18 protein-coding genes are annotated in these 15,907 nt (G+C 74.0%); 7 read left to right on the top strand and 11 right to left on the bottom strand.

Going from position 1 to position 15,907, the window contains the following annotated elements:
- Positions 1 to 3: 3 nt before the first annotated feature.
- The 3 genes from GD880_RS15010 to cysS are packed head-to-tail and all read right to left on the bottom strand — an operon-like array spanning position 4 to position 3,643.
- Entirely contained in the window at positions 4 to 1,158 is a 1,155-nt protein-coding gene (locus tag GD880_RS15010; RefSeq protein WP_152232431.1) for a hypothetical protein, read from the bottom strand.
- Positions 1,159 to 1,172: 14 nt separating this feature from the next.
- The gene (gene rlmB, locus GD880_RS15005) at positions 1,173 to 2,204 is read right to left on the bottom strand and encodes a 23S rRNA (guanosine(2251)-2'-O)-methyltransferase RlmB (RefSeq protein WP_152232430.1); all 1,032 of its coding nucleotides are present in this window, start codon (positions 2,202 to 2,204) and stop codon (positions 1,173 to 1,175) included.
- Complete coding sequence (gene cysS / locus GD880_RS15000) at positions 2,204 to 3,643, bottom strand: cysteine--tRNA ligase (protein ID WP_152232429.1); 1,440 nt, start codon at positions 3,641 to 3,643, stop codon at positions 2,204 to 2,206. Before cysS ends, rlmB begins: the two co-directional genes overlap by 1 nt.
- 53 nt (positions 3,644 to 3,696) lie before the next feature.
- On the opposite strand from cysS, the gene GD880_RS14995 reads away from it, so the two are divergent.
- Both GD880_RS14995 and GD880_RS14990 read left to right on the top strand, forming a co-directional pair.
- The gene (locus GD880_RS14995; RefSeq protein ID WP_152232428.1) at positions 3,697 to 5,127 is read left to right on the top strand and encodes an MFS transporter; all 1,431 of its coding nucleotides are present in this window, start codon (positions 3,697 to 3,699) and stop codon (positions 5,125 to 5,127) included.
- A 278-nt stretch (positions 5,128 to 5,405) separates the two neighbouring features.
- Positions 5,406 to 5,693 carry a hypothetical protein gene (locus GD880_RS14990; protein WP_152232427.1) on the top strand — a complete coding sequence of 96 codons (288 nt, stop codon included), beginning with the start codon at positions 5,406 to 5,408 and terminating at the stop codon, positions 5,691 to 5,693.
- A gap of 88 nt (positions 5,694 to 5,781) precedes the next feature.
- On the opposite strand, the gene ispF is transcribed toward GD880_RS14990, so the two are convergent.
- The 3 genes from ispF to GD880_RS14975 all read right to left on the bottom strand — a co-directional run bounded on the left by ispF (position 5,782) and on the right by GD880_RS14975 (position 7,626).
- Positions 5,782 to 6,267, bottom strand: a complete 486-nt coding sequence (gene ispF / locus GD880_RS14985; protein ID WP_152232426.1) for a 2-C-methyl-D-erythritol 2,4-cyclodiphosphate synthase — start codon at positions 6,265 to 6,267, stop codon at positions 5,782 to 5,784.
- Between the two features lie 77 nt (positions 6,268 to 6,344).
- On the bottom strand, positions 6,345 to 7,070 hold the full coding sequence (ispD, locus tag GD880_RS14980; RefSeq protein ID WP_152232425.1) for a 2-C-methyl-D-erythritol 4-phosphate cytidylyltransferase: 726 nt from the start codon (positions 7,068 to 7,070) through the stop codon (positions 6,345 to 6,347).
- 73 nt (positions 7,071 to 7,143) lie between these two features.
- Complete coding sequence (locus GD880_RS14975; RefSeq protein ID WP_152203991.1) at positions 7,144 to 7,626, bottom strand: CarD family transcriptional regulator; 483 nt, start codon at positions 7,624 to 7,626, stop codon at positions 7,144 to 7,146.
- Positions 7,627 to 7,851: 225 nt separating this feature from the next.
- On the opposite strand from GD880_RS14975, the gene GD880_RS14970 reads away from it, so the two are divergent.
- A complete protein-coding gene (locus GD880_RS14970; protein WP_152232424.1) occupies positions 7,852 to 8,328 on the top strand; it encodes a hypothetical protein in 477 nt (158 codons plus the stop codon).
- A 19-nt stretch (positions 8,329 to 8,347) separates the two neighbouring features.
- A complete protein-coding gene (locus GD880_RS14965) occupies positions 8,348 to 8,797 on the top strand; it encodes an HXXEE domain-containing protein (RefSeq protein WP_193314547.1) in 450 nt (149 codons plus the stop codon).
- Here the strand turns inward: GD880_RS14965 and GD880_RS14960 are convergent.
- Positions 8,773 to 9,462 (bottom strand): response regulator transcription factor, encoded by a 690-nt coding sequence (locus GD880_RS14960; protein WP_152232422.1) that lies wholly within the window; start codon positions 9,460 to 9,462, stop codon positions 8,773 to 8,775. The two genes, GD880_RS14965 and GD880_RS14960, sit on opposite strands and share 25 nt — an antisense overlap.
- Positions 9,462 to 10,685 (bottom strand): sensor histidine kinase, encoded by a 1,224-nt coding sequence (locus GD880_RS14955; protein WP_152232521.1) that lies wholly within the window; start codon positions 10,683 to 10,685, stop codon positions 9,462 to 9,464. Before GD880_RS14955 ends, GD880_RS14960 begins: the two co-directional genes overlap by 1 nt.
- Positions 10,686 to 10,888: 203 nt before the next feature.
- Between GD880_RS14955 and phoU the strand changes: the two genes are divergently transcribed.
- The gene (gene phoU, locus GD880_RS14950; protein ID WP_152232421.1) at positions 10,889 to 11,590 is read left to right on the top strand and encodes a phosphate signaling complex protein PhoU; all 702 of its coding nucleotides are present in this window, start codon (positions 10,889 to 10,891) and stop codon (positions 11,588 to 11,590) included.
- Between the two features lie 131 nt (positions 11,591 to 11,721).
- Here the strand turns inward: phoU and GD880_RS14945 are convergent, their stop codons facing one another.
- Entirely contained in the window at positions 11,722 to 12,690 is a 969-nt protein-coding gene (locus GD880_RS14945) for a LysR substrate-binding domain-containing protein (protein ID WP_152232420.1), read from the bottom strand.
- A gap of 199 nt (positions 12,691 to 12,889) precedes the next feature.
- Here GD880_RS14945 and pcaH point away from each other — a divergent pair, with 199 nt between their 5' ends.
- Both pcaH and pcaG read left to right on the top strand, forming a co-directional pair.
- Positions 12,890 to 13,633: a protocatechuate 3,4-dioxygenase subunit beta gene (gene pcaH / locus GD880_RS14940; protein ID WP_152232419.1), complete on the top strand. Its 744-nt coding sequence runs from the start codon at positions 12,890 to 12,892 to the stop codon at positions 13,631 to 13,633.
- Positions 13,634 to 13,638: 5 nt separating this feature from the next.
- The gene (gene pcaG / locus GD880_RS14935) at positions 13,639 to 14,283 is read left to right on the top strand and encodes a protocatechuate 3,4-dioxygenase subunit alpha (RefSeq protein WP_226909702.1); all 645 of its coding nucleotides are present in this window, start codon (positions 13,639 to 13,641) and stop codon (positions 14,281 to 14,283) included.
- 177 nt (positions 14,284 to 14,460) lie between these two features.
- On the opposite strand, the gene GD880_RS14930 is transcribed toward pcaG, so the two are convergent.
- Positions 14,461 to 15,198: a phosphoglyceromutase gene (locus GD880_RS14930; RefSeq protein ID WP_152232417.1), complete on the bottom strand. Its 738-nt coding sequence runs from the start codon at positions 15,196 to 15,198 to the stop codon at positions 14,461 to 14,463.
- A 136-nt stretch (positions 15,199 to 15,334) separates the two neighbouring features.
- Positions 15,335 to 15,667 carry a histone-like nucleoid-structuring protein Lsr2 gene (locus GD880_RS14925; RefSeq protein WP_152232416.1) on the bottom strand — a complete coding sequence of 111 codons (333 nt, stop codon included), beginning with the start codon at positions 15,665 to 15,667 and terminating at the stop codon, positions 15,335 to 15,337.
- Between the last annotated feature and the right edge of the window lie 240 nt (positions 15,668 to 15,907).

The raw sequence follows: 15,907 nt of genomic DNA, 5'->3' as shown, positions 1-15,907 counted from the left end.
GACCTACCGCCGGGTGCGGCGCACGACGGCGGACAGCGCCGCCCCCGCGGCCAGCGCCCCCACCGCGGCCACCGCCCCGCGCAGCAGCCGCCGCTGCACGGCCGGCTCGCGCACGGCCCGGCCGGGCACGCTGGACTCGAAGGCGATCTTCGCGGCGGTCGCGGCCGCCTTGTCCAGCCGGGCGGGCTCGTGCACGACGGCGCCGGGCAGGTCCGCCGGCGACGTGCGGCCCTCGAGCACCTCCGTCACGGCCGCCGGCAGCCCGAGCGCGGCGACGAACGCCGCCAGCCCGTCGGCGCCGCGCAGGCGCAGGGCGGCCGCGACGGCGTCGGGGTCGGCGCCGGGCACCGCGGCCGCGAAGGCCGCCGCGTCCGCGCCGTCGCCGAGCAGCTCGTGGGCGAGCTCGCGCACCTCCGGGGCCTCGGCGCCGGTCGCGCCGCCGTAGACGTACAGGCTCTGCATGGCCCAGCTGAACACCGCCGTGCCCTCGGGCTCGTCGTCGTCCACCTCGGGGCCGGGCAGCAGCAGCGCGGTGCGGTCCTCGGCGTCGACCTGCAGGCGCAGCACGGGGTAGGCGTCGGCGTCCCAGCCGAGCACGCCGAGCTCGCGGCCGGGCCCGGTGGTGACGAGCAGGCGCCGGGTCTCCTCCGCCACCGGCTGCTCGAGGACGGTGACCGTGCGCTCGAGGAGGGTGGCGTGCAGCGGCGCCTGGTGGGCGGGCATGGGGGTGAGCACCACGGTGCGGGCGTCGTGGTCGACGTCCTCCTCGGTGACGACGGGCAGCGCGGCGGCCTCGGCGTCGGCCGGGCCAGCGGCCCCGGCGGCCTCCGCGGCCCCCACGCCGGCCGGGCCGGGCGCCTCCCCGGCCACCCGCCGCGCCGGCACGCCCTCCATGAGCACGTCGACGTCGAAGGCCGCGGTCAGGGCGTCGGCCAGGTCGGCCGCCGCCGGGCCCTGCTCCAGCGCGTCGTCGACGTTGCGGGCCACCCGGCCGGCGGCGTCGGTGAGCAGGGCGATCGAGAGCAGGTGCTCGGTGCCGGGGTACCACTCGAGGCGGGCGACCACCGTGGCCGCGGCCAGGTGGCTCGCCACGTCCAGCGGCTCCAGGGCCGCCGCGACGATCACGGCCTCGGTGCGGTTCCAGGTCTCGCTGCTCACGCGGGCTCCTTCTCTCAGGCCTGGTGGCGGTGGCGCGCCACCTCGTACAGCGCGATGCCGGTGGCGACCGCGGCGTTGAGGGACTCCACCGACGCGGCGATCGGGATCGAGGCCACGACGTCGCACGCCTCGCGCACCAGCCGGCTCAGCCCCTTGCCCTCCGAGCCGGTCACCAGCACGAGCGGCTCGGTGGCCAGCTCGAGCTGGCCGACCGTCGTCGCGCCGCCGCCGTCGAGGCCGACGACGAAGCAGCCGGCCTCCTTGAGCTCGGTCAGCGCGCGCACGAGGTTGGTGGCGCGGGCCACCGGCACCCGGGCGGCGGCGCCGGCGGAGACCTTCCACGCGGCGGCCGTCACCCCGGCCGAGCGGCGCTCGGGCACGAGGACGCCGTCGGCGCCGAAGGCCCCGGCGCTGCGCAGCACCGCGCCGAGGTTGTGCGGGTCGGTGACGCCGTCGAGGGCGACGACGAGCGGCGGGTGGCCGGCCCGCTCGGCGCGCGCGAGCAGGTCGGCGACGTCGCGGTAGGCGTAGGGCGGGACCTCGATGGCGACGCCCTGGTGGACGGCGCCCTCGGTGAGCCGGTCCAGGTCGCCGCGGGTGACCTCGACGAGCGGGGTGCCCAGCGCGGTGGCGGTGCGCACCACCTCGGCGACCCGCTCGTCGGTGGCCAGGGTGCCGGCGAGGAAGACCTTGGCCAGCGGGATGCCCGAGCGGACGGCCTCGGTGACCGGGTTGCGCCCGGCGATGAGCTCGTGATCGCGCCCGACGCCCAGGGCGGCGCGGACCTTCGCCGTCGCCACCTCGCTGCGGGCGGCCTCGCGGGCGCCGTCGCCCCGCCGCCCCGCGACGGGCCGGCCGGTCTTGGCCGCCTGCCGCTCGGCGGCGGCCTTGCGCTTGCCGGCCGGGTGGTGCTCGCGGTCCTCGGCCTTGGGCGTGGGCCCGCGGCCCTCGAGGCCGCGCCGGCGCTGGCCGCCGGAGCCGACGACCATGCCCTTCTTCGAGCCCGGCTTGCGCACGGCGCCGCGGCGCTGGGAGTTGCCTGCCATCAGTTCGTTCCCTTCAATTGCCAGCGCGCGCCGTCGGGGCCGTCCTCGACGACGACGCCGGCCTCGGCCAGCTGGTCGCGCAGCGCGTCGGCCCGCTGCCAGTCCTTGTTCTTGCGTGCCGCGACCCGCTCGGTGAGCACGGCGGTCACGAGGGCGTCGAGCGCCTCCCGCTCGGCGCTCTCCGCCCCGCCCGCCGCGGCGGTGCGCCACGGCTCGGCCAGCGGGTCGAGCCCGAGGACGTCGAGCATGGCCCGCACCTGCAGCTGGGCGTCGCGGGTGGCGACGTCGTCCTGCTCGGCCAGGGCGGTGTTGCCGGCGCGCAGGTGCTCGTGGACGACGGCGAGCGCGGCGGAGATGTTGAGGTCGTCGTCCATCGCCTCGACGAAGGCGGCGGGGAGCTCGGCGGGGCCCTGGGCGGCGATCTCCGCGGCGGGCACCTCCCCGACCCGCTCGACGGCGCGGGTGACGAAGCCGGCGAAGCGCTCCCACGAGCCGGTGGCCTCGCCGACGGTGACGTCGGAGAACTCCACGGTGGAGCGGTAGTGCACGGTGCCGAGCGCGTAGCGCAGCACCGGGGCGCTGGTCCGCTCGAGCGCGTTGGCGACGACGAGGGAGTTGCCGAGCGACTTGCTCATCTTCTCCCCGCCCGCCGTCACCCAGGCGTTGTGCACCCAGTGGCGGGCGAAGCCGTAGCCGGCGGCGTGGGACTGGGCCTGCTCGTTCTCGTGGTGCGGGAAGCGCAGGTCGATGCCGCCGCCGTGGATGTCGAAGGTGTCCCCGAGGTAGCGCCGGGCCATCGCCGAGCACTCCAGGTGCCAGCCGGGCCGGCCGCGGCCGAACGGGGTGGGCCACGACGCCGTCTCCGGCTCGCCGGGCTTGGGCGCCTTCCACAGGGCGAAGTCGTGCGGGTCGCGCTTGTCCGGCTCGGCGTCGTCGTCGGCGACGGTCATGTTCTCCAGCGCCTGGCGGGTGAGCGAGCCGTAGTCGGGCAGGGACCTGACGTCGAAGTAGACGTTGCCCTCCTCGCCGCGGTAGGCGTGGCCGCGCTCGACGAGGCGCTCCATGAGCTCGGTCATCTCGGTGACGTGCCCGGTGGCGCGCGGCTCGTAGGTGGGCCGCAGCACCCCCAGGGCGTCGTAGGCGGCGGTGAACTCCTGCTCGAAGCGGTAGGCCCACGCCCACCACGGCACCCCGGCCTCGGCGGACTTGGCGAGGATCTTGTCGTCGATGTCGGTGACGTTGCGGACGAACGTCACCTCGTAGCCGCACCGGCGCAGCCAGCGCACCAGCACGTCGAACGCGATCGAGGCGCGCATGTGACCCACGTGCGGGGCGCCCTGGACGGTGGCGCCGCACAGGTAGATGCCCACCTTGCCCGGGTGGAGGGGCTCGAGGAGGCGCACCGACCGGGTGGCGGAGTCGTAGAGTCGCAGGGTCACGGGCCCAGGCTACCGGGGCGGGCTGAGGCGGCGCCGCGCCGGGCACCGAGGCGATGTTCACCCCGCGGACGCCCTCGACCACTAGGTTGCGTGTCGTGACGAACCGTTCCGTCCCCGAACCGTCCGTAGCAGCGGCGGGAGGCCCGGCCACGCCCGGCGAGGTGCGGCGTCGTGCCTTCGGCTGGCCGGTCCTCGCCTGGGGGCTGTGGGACTGGGGCTCGGCCGCGTTCAACGCGGTCATCACGACCTTCGTCTTCACCGTCTACCTCACCTCCGACGCCTTCGGGCCCGGGGCGGACGCGAAGCTGGGCTGGGTGCTCGCCGGGGCTGGCTTCCTCATCGCCGTCTTCGCGCCGGTGAGCGGGCAGCGGGCGGACCGCTCCGGCCGGCGCACGCTCTGGCTGGCCATCAACACGCTGCTGGTGGTGGCGGCGTCGGCGGGGATGTTCTTCGTGGCGCCCTCGCCGGACCTCCTGTGGCTCGGCCTGCTGCTGCTCGCCGCCGGGAACATCTTCTTCGAGTTCGCCTCGGTCAACTACAACGCGATGCTGAACCAGATCGCCACGCCGGCCAACGTCGGCCGGGTCTCCGGGCTGGGCTGGGGCCTGGGGTACATCGGCGGCATCGTCCTGCTGCTCGTCGTGTACTTCGGGTTGATCAGCCCCGAGGTGGGCCTGTTCGGCATCACCGGCGCGGACGGGATGGACGTGCGGGTCACCATGCTCATCTGCGCGGCGTGGACGCTGGTGTTCTCGCTGCCGGTCATCCTCACCCTCCGCGACCGGCCGGGACCGCGGGAGCGCCACGCGCGCACCGGGCTGATCGACTCCTACCGGCTGCTGTTCCGCTCCGTCGCCGACCTGTGGCGCACCGACCGCAACACCGTGTACTTCCTGCTCGCCAGCGCCGTCTTCCGTGACGGGCTGGCCGGGGTGTTCACCTTCGGCGGCGTCATCGCGGCGGGCACGTTCGGCTTCAGCGCCGGCCAGGTGATCATCTTCGGCGTCGTCGCCAACCTCGTCGCCGGCGTGGCCACCATCCTCTTCGGCGCCCTGGACGACCGGCTGGGCCCCAAGCGCGTCATCGTGCTGGCGCTGGCCGCCATGGTGGTCGCGGGCACCGGGGTGTTCGTCCTGCACGACGCCGGCGCCACCGCCTTCTGGGTGCTCGGCCTGATCCTGTGCATCTTCGTCGGGCCGGCGCAGTCGGCCTCGCGCACGTTCCTGGCCCGGCTGATCCCGGCGGGCAAGGAGGGCGAGGTGTTCGGCCTCTACGCCACCACCGGGCGGGCGGTGAGCTTCCTCGCGCCGGCGGCGTTCTCGGTGTTCCTCGGGCTCGGGGCGGCGGTCACCGGCCTGCAGGGCGGCGCCACCCAGTACTGGGGCATCCTCGGCATCGTCCTCGTGCTCGCGCTGGGGCTGGCGCTGCTGCTCCCCGTCCGCCCGGGCACCCGCACCCGCACGGCGCTGGACGGCGCGGCGTAAGTCCTCCTGCGGCAGGTGGTGCCCGGGGAAACGAGCGCGTCGGCCTGGTGCGCCAGGTACCCATGCCGGGCGGCGCCGAACTGACCGCCTGCGCGCCCGCACGGCCGGCCCTGGGCGATCTGGACGGTAGGCGAGATGGCACCCGTGACCGGCACCGGTCTACCGTTGCTCGCGGTGACCGGGACGCCCCTTCTCGCCGCGTCGGCGGGTCGGCCGCGACACCGGCCATCGAGCCACTCCAAGGCTGGGGTGGAAGGGCGGATCGACGGGGGACAGTCATGGCCTACGGCATCGTGCATCACTTCCCGGGTGGGACGAAGGAGCAGTACGAGGCGTCGATCGCCGCCGTCCACCCGGGCCCTGACCAGCTCCCCGACGGGCAGATCTTCCATGCCGCAGGCCCGTCATCGGGTGGGTGGACGGTCATGGCCGTCCACGACTCACAGGAGAGCTGGGAACGCTTCCGCGACGACATCCTCCTTCCCGCGATGCGAAAAGGCATCGCGGGTGGCTTCACGTCCATGCCCGAGGAGACCACCGTCGACGTGTACAAGGTCCTGCCCTAGCGTTGCCGGGCCCGCGCGGCGGCGGTCCGGCGCTCGGACATGAGAACGACGGGGCCGGTTCATCGATGTGCCGCATATCGCCAGCCGGTCAGGCCTCGGACACCGGCGCCACGAGTGCCGTCGCGACCGCGGCCAGGCCCTCACCGCGGCCGGTGAAGCCGAGCCCGTCCGTGGTGGTCGCGCTCAGGCTCACGGGGGCGCCCAGGGCGCGGCTCATGGCGTCCTGGGCCTCCGCGCGGCGCGGGCCGATCTTCGGGCGCTGCCCGATGACCTGGACGGAGACGTTGCCGATCGTGTAGCCCGCCGCGCGCACCCGGCGGGCCGCCTCGGTGAGCATGCTGGCGCCCGAGGCCCCGGCCCAGCGCGGATCGGTCGTGCCGAACTGGGAGCCGAGGTCGCCGAGCCCGGCGGCGGCGAAGAGGGCGTCGCAGGCGGCGTGCGCGGCGACGTCGCCGTCGGAGTGCCCGGCCAGGCCCGTCACGCCGGGCCAGGTGAGGCAGGCGAGGGCCATGGGCCGCTCCCCCTCGGCGGCGAAGGCATGGACGTCGGTCCCGATCCCGGTGCGCGGCAGCATGCGGCTCACGGTAGCGGGGGGCGGGTGGTCGAACCGGACCCGCCGCCGTGGCCGCTCCGCAGGCGCGACGGGCGCGGTCAGCGCTCGCCGTCGAGCAGCACGCGCGCGAGGGCCAGGTCCCGCGGGGTGGTGATCTTCAGGGCCCGGTCGTGCCCCGGGACCACCCACACCGCCTCGCCGAGCGCCTCGACCAGGCCGGCGTCGTCCGAGGCGGCCCGCGCCTCGTCGAACGCCCGGGCGGCCCCGGCGGCGTGCGCCGCCTCCAGCAGCGCCCGGTCGAAGCCCTGGGGCGTCTGCACGGCGCGCAGGGCGGCCCGGTCCACCGTGGCGGTCACCGGCGCGGCGCCGCTGCCGTCCGGCGCGCCGACGGCCTTGATCGTGTCGGTCACCGGCAGCGCCGGGACCACGGCCCGGTGCCCGGCGCGCACGGCGGCCTCCACCCGCGTGACGACCTCGGGCGGGGTGAGGCAGCGGGCGGCGTCGTGGACGAGGACGACGTCGACGCCGTCGTCCAGCGCGGCCAGCCCGGCGGCCACGGAGGCCTGGCGGGTCGCACCGCCGGGCACGATGCGCACGGGCAGGCGGGTACCGGGCACCCGGGCGCCGGCGAAAAGTGCCTGGAACCCGCGGACCTCGTCCGCAGGGACGGTCACGACGACGGCGCCGACGCAGCCGGCCAGCGCCAGGCCACGGGCGGCGCGCACCACCAGCGGCACGCCGGCCAGCTGCACGAGCGCCTTGGGCATGTCGTGGCCGAGCCGGGTGCCCGACCCGGCGGCGGTGAGGATGGCGGCGGTGCTCATCGCGGCCCGGGACGCAGAACGCGCGTGGCGACCACGGTCACCACGCGCGCGTTGCGGATCGTCACGTCGAGGATCAGGAGGCGAGGACCTCGTCGAGCATGGCCTCGGCCTTGGCCTCGTCGGTCTTCTCCGCCAGCGCGAGCTCGGAGACGAGGATCTGGCGGGCCTTGGCGAGCATGCGCTTCTCGCCCGCGGACAGGCCGCGGTCGGTGTCGCGCCGGGACAGGTCCCGCACGACCTCCGAGACCTTGATGATGTCGCCGGAGGCGATCTTCTCGACGTTCGCCTTGTACCGCCGGGACCAGTTGGTGGGCTCCTCGGTGTACGGTGCGCGAAGCACCTCGAACACCTTCTCGAGCCCCTCGGTGCCGACGACGTCGCGCACGCCGACCAGATCGACGTTCTCTGCGGGAACCTGGATGGTGAGGTCACCCTGCGCGACGCGCAGGTGCAGGTAGAGCTTCTCCTCCCCGCGGATGGTCCGCGTGGAGATATCCTCGATCAGCGCCGCCCCGTGGTGCGGGTAGACAACGGTCTCGCCGACAGCGAAGGTCATTTTCAGGTGCTCCCTCAGTCGTGAAGAGCTCCATTCTAACACGGAAAAATGGCGTAATTCTGCGGCTCGTGAGCAAAGAGACAGCCTCGGTCCGCCGGGACGGCATCGCCGCGGCCCCGCGGGCCGACCTAGTGCGCCGACCTGCGCAGAACCTCCGGTAACCTCCCCCCTGGGGAAGTGCCGCGCGGCGGCTGCCCCGCCGGACATCGACGAAGGAGACCTCCCGTGGCTCGCACCATCCGCCGCACCGCCATCGCCGCCGCCATGCTCGGCGCCGCGCTCGTCCTGGCGGGCTGCTCGGCGACCAACCCGATCACGACGCAGTACTCCTACGCGCCCAGCGACGGCGTGCGGGTACAGCTCGCGGACGGCGTGAGCGTGGAGAACCTCATGGTGCTCACCGAGGGCGAGGGCCAGCTCGGGCACGTGCTCGGCGCGGTGGTCAACCGCTCCACGCAGGACATGCGCGTCTCGCTGCGGATCGGCGACGGCGGCGCCACCGTCCCGGTCCAGGTGCCCGCGAAGGGCGAGGTCAACTTCACCGACGAGAAGGTCACCACGCCGTCCGTGGCCGTCCCGCCGGGCGGCGTGCTGCCGGCGACGGTCAGCGCCGATGACACCGGCGTCGTCAGCGTCGACGTCCCGGTCCTGGACGGCACCATCCCGCCGTACGACAAGTACCTCCAGCAGAACCAGGCCTGACCGGGCCCGCTGCGGGCCCGTGGGCACCGGCGCCGCCTCGCGCCGGCCGGCGGCCTCCGCCCGCCCGCCGGCGGGCGCCGCGTGGGCGCTGGTGACCGCCCTGACCGTGCACAACGCCGAGGAGGCCCTCACCATGGGGCCCTTCCTGCGCTCGGGCGCCGCGGTCGGCCCGGTGGCGCCCGGACCGGACCTGCTCGTCCCGTTCCTCGTCGTCGTCACCGCGCTGACGGTCGGCGCCTGGCTGCTCGCCGGCGCGGCGACGGCGGGGCGCCGCTGGGCCGGCGACGCCTTGGCCGTGCTCGCCGTCGTCATGGTCGTCAACGTGGTCGTGCCGCACGTGCCGGGAGCGCTGCTCACCGGCGGCTACGTGCCGGGCGTGGTCAGCGCCGTCGTCGTCAACCTGCCGGTCGCGCTGGCGTACCTGCGCCGCGCCCGGCGCCGCCGTCAGGGCGCCGAGACGAGCTTGTAGCCGAGCCCGCGCACCGTCTGCAGCATGGCCGGGCGCGCCGGGTCCTCCTCGATCTTCGCCCGCACGCGCTTGACGTGGACGTCGAGGGTCTTGGTGTCGCCCACGTAGTTCGGGCCCCAGATGCGGTCGATGAGTTGGCCGCGGGTGAGCACCCGGTCGGGGTTGCGCAGGAACAGCTCGAGCAGCTCGAACTCGCGCAGCGGGATGGCCACCGTCTCGCCGTCGACCTGCAGCTCGTGGCGGTCGACGTCCATCCGCACCCGCCCGACGGTGAGCACGGCCGGCTCGCCCAGGTCGTCCCCGCCCCCGCCGCGGCGCAGCACGGCGTGCACCCGGGCGACGAGCTCGCGGTAGGAGTACGGCTTGGTGACGTAGTCGTCCGCGCCGATCTCCAGCCCGACCACCTTGTCGATCTCGCTGTCCTTCGCGGTGAGCATGATGACCGGGACGCTGCCCCGCTGGCGCAGGTGCCGGCACACCTCGGTGCCGGACAGCCCGGGCAGCATGAGGTCGAGCAGCACGAGGTCGATCCCCCCGCGGTCGTAGGCCGTCAGCGCCTCGAGGCCGTCGGCGACCGGCACCACCTCGAAGCCGTCCCGCTCGAGCTTGAACGTGAGCGGCTCGCGGTAGGACTCCTCGTCCTCGACGAGCAGGATGGTCGTCATCAGCGCGTTTCCTCCATGGCACGGCTGGGCCGGGGGCCCGGGGTCGTGGTCGTGTGCGCGGCCGGCGCCGCGGCGTCGTCATCGTCGGGGGCGCCCGCGGGCGGCTGGGGCCCGTAGGCCTCCGGCAGCACGAGGGTAAAGGTCGAGCCCTTGCCCACGGTGGACCATACGTCGACCCGGCCGCCGTGGTCGTTGGCGATGTGCTTGACGATGCTCAGCCCCAGCCCGCTGCCACCGGTCTCGCGCGAGCGGGCGGCGTCGAGGCGGTAGAAGCGCTCGAACACCCGCTCGCGCTGGTCCTCCGGGATGCCCGGGCCCTGGTCGACGACGGCGACGCGCACCTGGCCGGACCCGCACGAGACGCCGACCGACACCCGGGAGGTCGGCGGGGCGTAGCGGATGGCGTTGTCGAGCAGGTTGCGCACCGCGGTGGTGAGCAGGGCCGGGTCGCCGTAGACCTTCACCCCCTGGGCGCCGCCGAGGACCAGGGTGACCTTGCGGGCCTGGGCCTCCACCCGGACCCGGTCCACCGCCTCGGCGACGACGTCGTCGACGTCGACGAGCTCGGGTTCGACCAGGGCGTCGGGCTCCTGGAGGCGGGAGAGCTCGATGATCTCCTGGACCAGGGCGGCGAGGCGGCGCGACTCCTTGCCCATCCGGCCGGCGAAGTGGCGCACCGTGTCCGGCTCGTCGGCGCTGTCCGCGATCGTCTCGGCGAGCAGGGAGATCGCCCCGACGGGCGTCTTGAGCTCGTGGGAGACGTTGGCGGTGAAGTCCCGGCGCATCTCCTCCACGCGGCGGGCGGCGGTGCGGTCCTCGGCGAGGACGAGCACCCGGCCGCCCTTGAGGGGCGCCACGCGCACCTGCATGCGCAGCGTGCCCGAGCCCTCCAGGCCGCGGGCGAGGGTGAGCTCGGCGTCCCGGATGATGCCGTCGCGGCGCAGCCCGGCGACCATCTCGCGCACCTCGTGGTGGGCCAGGGCGTCGTTGCGGACCAGGCCGAAGCCGTAGGCCGAGGCGGAGGCGCGCAGGACGTCGTCGTCGGGCTCGAGCACGATGACGCTCTGTGGCAGCACGGACAGCACCGAGATGGCGTCGTCCTCGATGCCGCCGCGGTCGGCGCGGGGGCCGCGGCGCTGCTCGCGCTCGCTGAGCCGGAAGCTGAGGACCCCGACGGCGCCCACCAGCACGCCGAGCAGCGCCACGCCGGCGAGCAGCCACATCTGGTCCACGCACGAAGATTAGGCCCGCCCCCGCCAGTTCACCGAGCCACCGCCGGCCGCTCGCCTGCCGTTCACCGGCGCGGCACCGCGTGTACACCTGTGCGGTCTTGGCTACGGTACAGAGTGGTATGCGCCCGAACGGGACGTGTGACATCAAGGTATGTGGGCCCGGATGGGCTGCGTGAACGAGGTGAGGAGCCGTCGTGCGGGAGATCTTCAAGCAGGAGATGCAGGAGCTGGCCTCGGGCCTCGTCACCATGGCGGAGCACGTCGCGACGGCGATCGAGAAGGCGGACCGGTCCCTGCGGGAGCGGGACCTGCAGCTGGCCGAGGAGGTCATCGACGCCGACAACATGATCGACGAGCTCGAGCGGCAGATCGACGACCTGGGCATCTCGCTGCTCGCGCGCCAGCAGCCGGTGGCCACGGACCTGCGCGTCGTCGTCTCGGGCCTGCGCCTGTCCGCGACCCTCGAGCGGATGGGTGACCTGGCGCGCCACGTCGCCTACGTGGCCCGGGGCCGCTACCCCGAGCACGCATTGACCGGGCGGATGCGCGACGTCCTGGCCGAGATGGGCGTGCAGGCGGTCAAGGTGGGCGAGCAGGTCTACGAGCTGCTCAAGACCCACGACCTCAGCCTGGCCGCCGTGGTCGAGGCGGAGGACGACGTCCTCGACCGCCTGCACCGGGAGTCCTTCCAGGTGCTTCTCGACGACGACGAGTCGCTCACCCGCCAGCAGGTCGTCGACGCGGTGCTGCTGGGCCGCTACCTCGAGCGCTTCGGCGACCACGGCGTCTCGGTGGCCCGCCGCATCTCCTACCTGGTCACCGGTGACACGACCAACGCCGTGCACGTGCCGATGTCCCAGGACCAGCCGGGCCAGACGAGCGAGCGCCTGGGCTGATTTCCCGTTCGACGGAGGGCGCGCCGCTTCCCGCGGCGCGCCCTCCGTGGTTCGTGCCGCAGCCGGCGGGCGTCGTCCCTGCTTGGTCGGCGGGCGTCGTCCCTGCTTGGTCGGCGGGCGTCGTTCCCGCCTCAGCCGGCGGCGAGCTCGCGCAGGATGGCGGCGAGGTCGTCGGCCACCGGCGCGGGCTCGGCCACGCTGCGGCGCAGCAGCCCGACGGGCTCGGCGGTCCCGCGCGCCGGGACGTCGAGGCGCACGAGCACGCCGTCGTCGAGGTCGACCTGCGGGGTGCGCTCGGGGGTGAACCACACGGCGTCGGAGCGGCGCACCAGCGCCCGCGCCACCGCGACCTCCAGGGTCTCCACGCACCCCGGCGGCAGCCGAAGCCCCTGCCGCTGCAGCAGTGCTTCGGTGTGGTGGCGCGGCACGGTCCCGGCGGTCGCGACGACCAGCGGGTGCTCGAGGACGGCGGCCAGCGGCACCGGGCCCGGACGCCGGGTCAGGGGGTGGTCGGGGTGGACGACGACGGCGAGCGACTCGGCGTAGAGCAGCTCGAAGGACAGCCCGCGCATGGTGGCCGGCTCGGCCATCCGCCCGATGACGAGGTCGAGCTCGGCGGCGCGCAGCGCCTCGAGCAGGCCCCGGTTCGCCCCCGAACGGACCTGCACGCCCGCGCCCGGGTGCCGGGCCCGCAGCCGGGCCACGGCGTCGGGCAGCAGCACGCTGGCGACCGTGGGCAGGGCGCCGACCCGCACCGGCACGGCCGCCGGCGCCCCCGCCCCCGCCAGCGCGCCGGCCGCGGCGCCGAAGGCCTCGGTGACCCCGACGGCGTGGCGCAGGAACTCCTCGCCGGCGGCGGTGAGCCGGGCGCCGTGGCGGCCGCGGTCGAGCAGCCGCGCCCCGGCGAGCGCCTCGAGCTCGTTGAGGGTCTTGGTGACGGCGGGCTGGCTGAGGCCGAGGCGGTCGGCCGCCCGGCCCAGGTGCTCCTCCTGGGCCGCGGCGACGAAGCAGGACAGGTGGCGCAGGCGCAGGCGACGCAGCAGGTGGGCGACGTCCGGCGGGACGTCCTCCGGCAGGAGACCGTCCGGCGACGCGTTCATGACGCGAAGTTATGAAACATCGGGCATTTGGTCAATTCACATCACCGCCGCTCAGTTATAGAGTCGCGGCATCCCGCGGCGGACCTCCCGGCCCGCCGCCGGGCACGGCGGCGGCCCACCCGCGCCGACCGGCCGCGACGCCGCAGCCGAGGGGGCGCCGTCGTCCCGTCCGCACGACCCGTCACCCGACTGGAGAGTCATGATCATCGCTCCCCCCGGCGGTGCACTCGGCGAGTTCGTCGAGCGCGACCACAACAACCACCCGCAGGCGCTGACGCCGGGGTACCGCACGAGCGTGCTGCGCGCCCCGCGCAACGCCCTCATCGTCGCCCGCAACACCATCTCCGAGATGACCGGCCCGGTGTTCCAGCAGGGCGAGCTCGGCGAGCTGGACAACGACCTCATCCTCAACTTCTCCAAGGACAGCCTGCCGATCGGCGAGCGCATCATCGTCCACGGCTACGTGCGCGACGAGTTCGGCAACCCGGTCAAGGGCGCCCTGGTCGAGGTGTGGCAGGCCAACGCCGGCGGGCGCTACCGGCACAAGAAGGACCAGTACCTCGCGCCCATCGACCCCAACTTCGGCGGGTCGGGCCGGATGCTCGCCGACGACAACGGGTACTACTACTTCCGCACCATCAAGCCCGGCCCGTACCCGTGGTTCAACAACACCAACGCCTGGCGCCCGGCCCACATCCACTTCGCCATCAGCGGCGACGGCTGGGCCCAGCGCCTGGTCACCCAGCTGTACTTCGACGGCGACCCGATGATCGAGCGCTGCTCGATCGCCCAGACCGCCCCGCGCGACCTGCTCAACACCCTCATCGCCCAGGAGGACCCGGCGAACAACGTCCCGTTCGACGCGCGGACCTTCCGCTGGGACATCACGCTGCGCGGGCGGCGGGCGACCTTCTTCAACAACGTCAACGGGGTGAAGCGATGAGCGGCATGGCGGCACGTCCGATGGTGGTCCGCCACCCCGAGACCCCCTCGCAGACCGGCGGGCCCTACGTCCACATCGGGCTGGCCCCGGCCCAGGCCGGGTTCGATATCTTCGAGAACAACTTCGGCAACGTGCTGACCACGCCGGAGACCGCGGGCGAGCGCATCCGGCTCGAGGGCCGGGTGCTCGACGGCTCGGGCTCGCCGGTCAACGACGCCCTGCTGGAGATCTGGCAGGCCAACGCCGCGGGCAAGTACGCCCACCCGGGCGACACCCAGGACAAGGCGCTCGACCCGACGTTCCGCGGCTTCGGCCGCACCGGCACCGACTTCGACACCGGGATCTACACGTTCGAGACGATCAAGCCCGGCCCCACGCCGTCCCCCAAGGGCGGCGAGCAGGCCCCGCACATCCTCGTGCTGATCTTCGCCCGCGGGATCAACGTCGGCCTGCACACCCGGGTCTACTTCGACGACGAGGCCGAGGCCAACGCCGCCGACCCGCTGCTGAACAGCATCGAGTGGGTGGTCCGCCGCGACACCCTCATCGCCCGGCGCGGCGAGCGCGACGGCGAGGTCGTCTACACCTTCGACGTGCGCCTGCAGGACACCCCGGACGGCGGCGGGGAGACGGTGTTCTTCGACGTCTGAGCCGGTCGCTCGGCCCGACGACGAACGGCCCCGGTGGGGCGGTCTGCTGACCGCCCCACCGGGCCGTTGGCCTGGCTGGCGCCCTGTGTCGTGCTCGTCGCTGCCGAGCGGGGCGCGGCGCCCTGGCCGTCGCTACCGGGGGCCGTCGCTATCGGGCGGCGCCGGGCGCGACCGGGATCACTTGCCCTGGTTGGCCACCGCGGCGATGGCGGCCTTGGCGGCCTCCGGGTCGAGGTACGTGCCGCCGGGGACGGTGGGCTTGAGGTCCTCGTCGAGCTCGTAGAGCAGCGGTATTCCGGTCGGCACGTTCAGCCCGGCGATCGCCTCGTCGGAGACGCCGTCGAGGTGCTTGATGATCGCGCGCAGGGAGTTGCCGTGGGCGGCGACGAGGACGGTCTTGCCGGCCTTCAGGTCCGGCACGATCGCGCCGTCCCAGTACGGCAGGGCACGCTCGAGAACGTCCTTGAGGCACTCGCTGCGCGGGATGGGCTCGCCGGCGTAGCGCGGGTCGGCGTCCTGGGACCACTGCGAGCCGAGCGCGATCTCCGGCGGCGGCACGTCGTAGGAGCGGCGCCACTGCATGAACTGCTCCTCCCCGTACTCGTCGCGGATCTCCTTCTTGTTCTTGCCCTGCAGCGCGCCGTAGTGGCGCTCGTTGAGGCGCCAGTCGCGCTTGACCGGGATCCAGTGCCGGTCGGCGACGTCGAGGGAGAGGTTCGCCGTGTTGATGGCGCGGCGCAGCAGCGAGGTGTGCACGATGTCGGGCAGGACGCCGGCGTCGACGAGCAGCTGCCCGCCGCGACGGGCCTCCTCGACGCCCTTCTCGGACAGGGGCACGTCGACCCAGCCCGTGAAGAGGTTCTTGGCGTTCCACTCGCTCTCGCCGTGGCGGAGCAGTACCAGCGTGTAGGTCATGGCTGTCATTCTCCCATCCGGTGGCGAGGACGTCCTCGGGACCTCCGCCCAGCGGCCCCGGGGCACCCGGCGCCGCCCAGGCACGACGGCGGCCGGCCACCTCCGGGGAGGGTGGCCGGCCGCCGCCGGGATGACCTCAGTGGGCCTTGTCGTAGGCCTCGCGGATCTCGGCCGAGATCCGGCCGCGCTCGGAGACCTCGTAGCCGTTCTCGCGGGCCCACTCACGGATCTTCCCCGCGTCGCCGGAGTCGCTCGCGCGCGCGGTCCCGCCGCGGCGGGCGGGGGTCTTGCGCCCGCCCGAGCGGCGCGCGTGGCCGACCCACTCCGCGAAGGACTCACGCAGGGCCTTGGCGTGCTCCTCGGTCAGGTCGATCTCGTAGGAAATGCCGTCGAGAGCAAAGGTGACGGTCTCGTCGGCCGTGGCCCCGTCGATGTCGTCGACGAGCATGACCTGAACTTTCTGCGCCATGGGATGTCTTTCTTCTCGCTCTTCCCCCGGGAGAGCTCCCGCGGACGCGATCTGATATCGCGTTGATCGGAAGCGTAATTGTTCGCCGAAGAAATGTCATCTTCGGGACGCACCTAGGAGCGTGGGTCGGTAAGGGCATGGCGACGCGCTGACCGCGGTCATTGGGTCGGTTCGCGAACATCGTGAGTGCTCGAGGCGGTGAGGGCGGTCCTGGCAGGGCGGTCATGGCCGGGAGGGCCG

The organism is Georgenia ruanii (assembly GCF_009193175.1).
Classification (GTDB): domain Bacteria; phylum Actinomycetota; class Actinomycetes; order Actinomycetales; family Actinomycetaceae; genus Georgenia; species Georgenia ruanii.
This window is presented reverse-complemented; position numbering and strand designations above follow the sequence as displayed.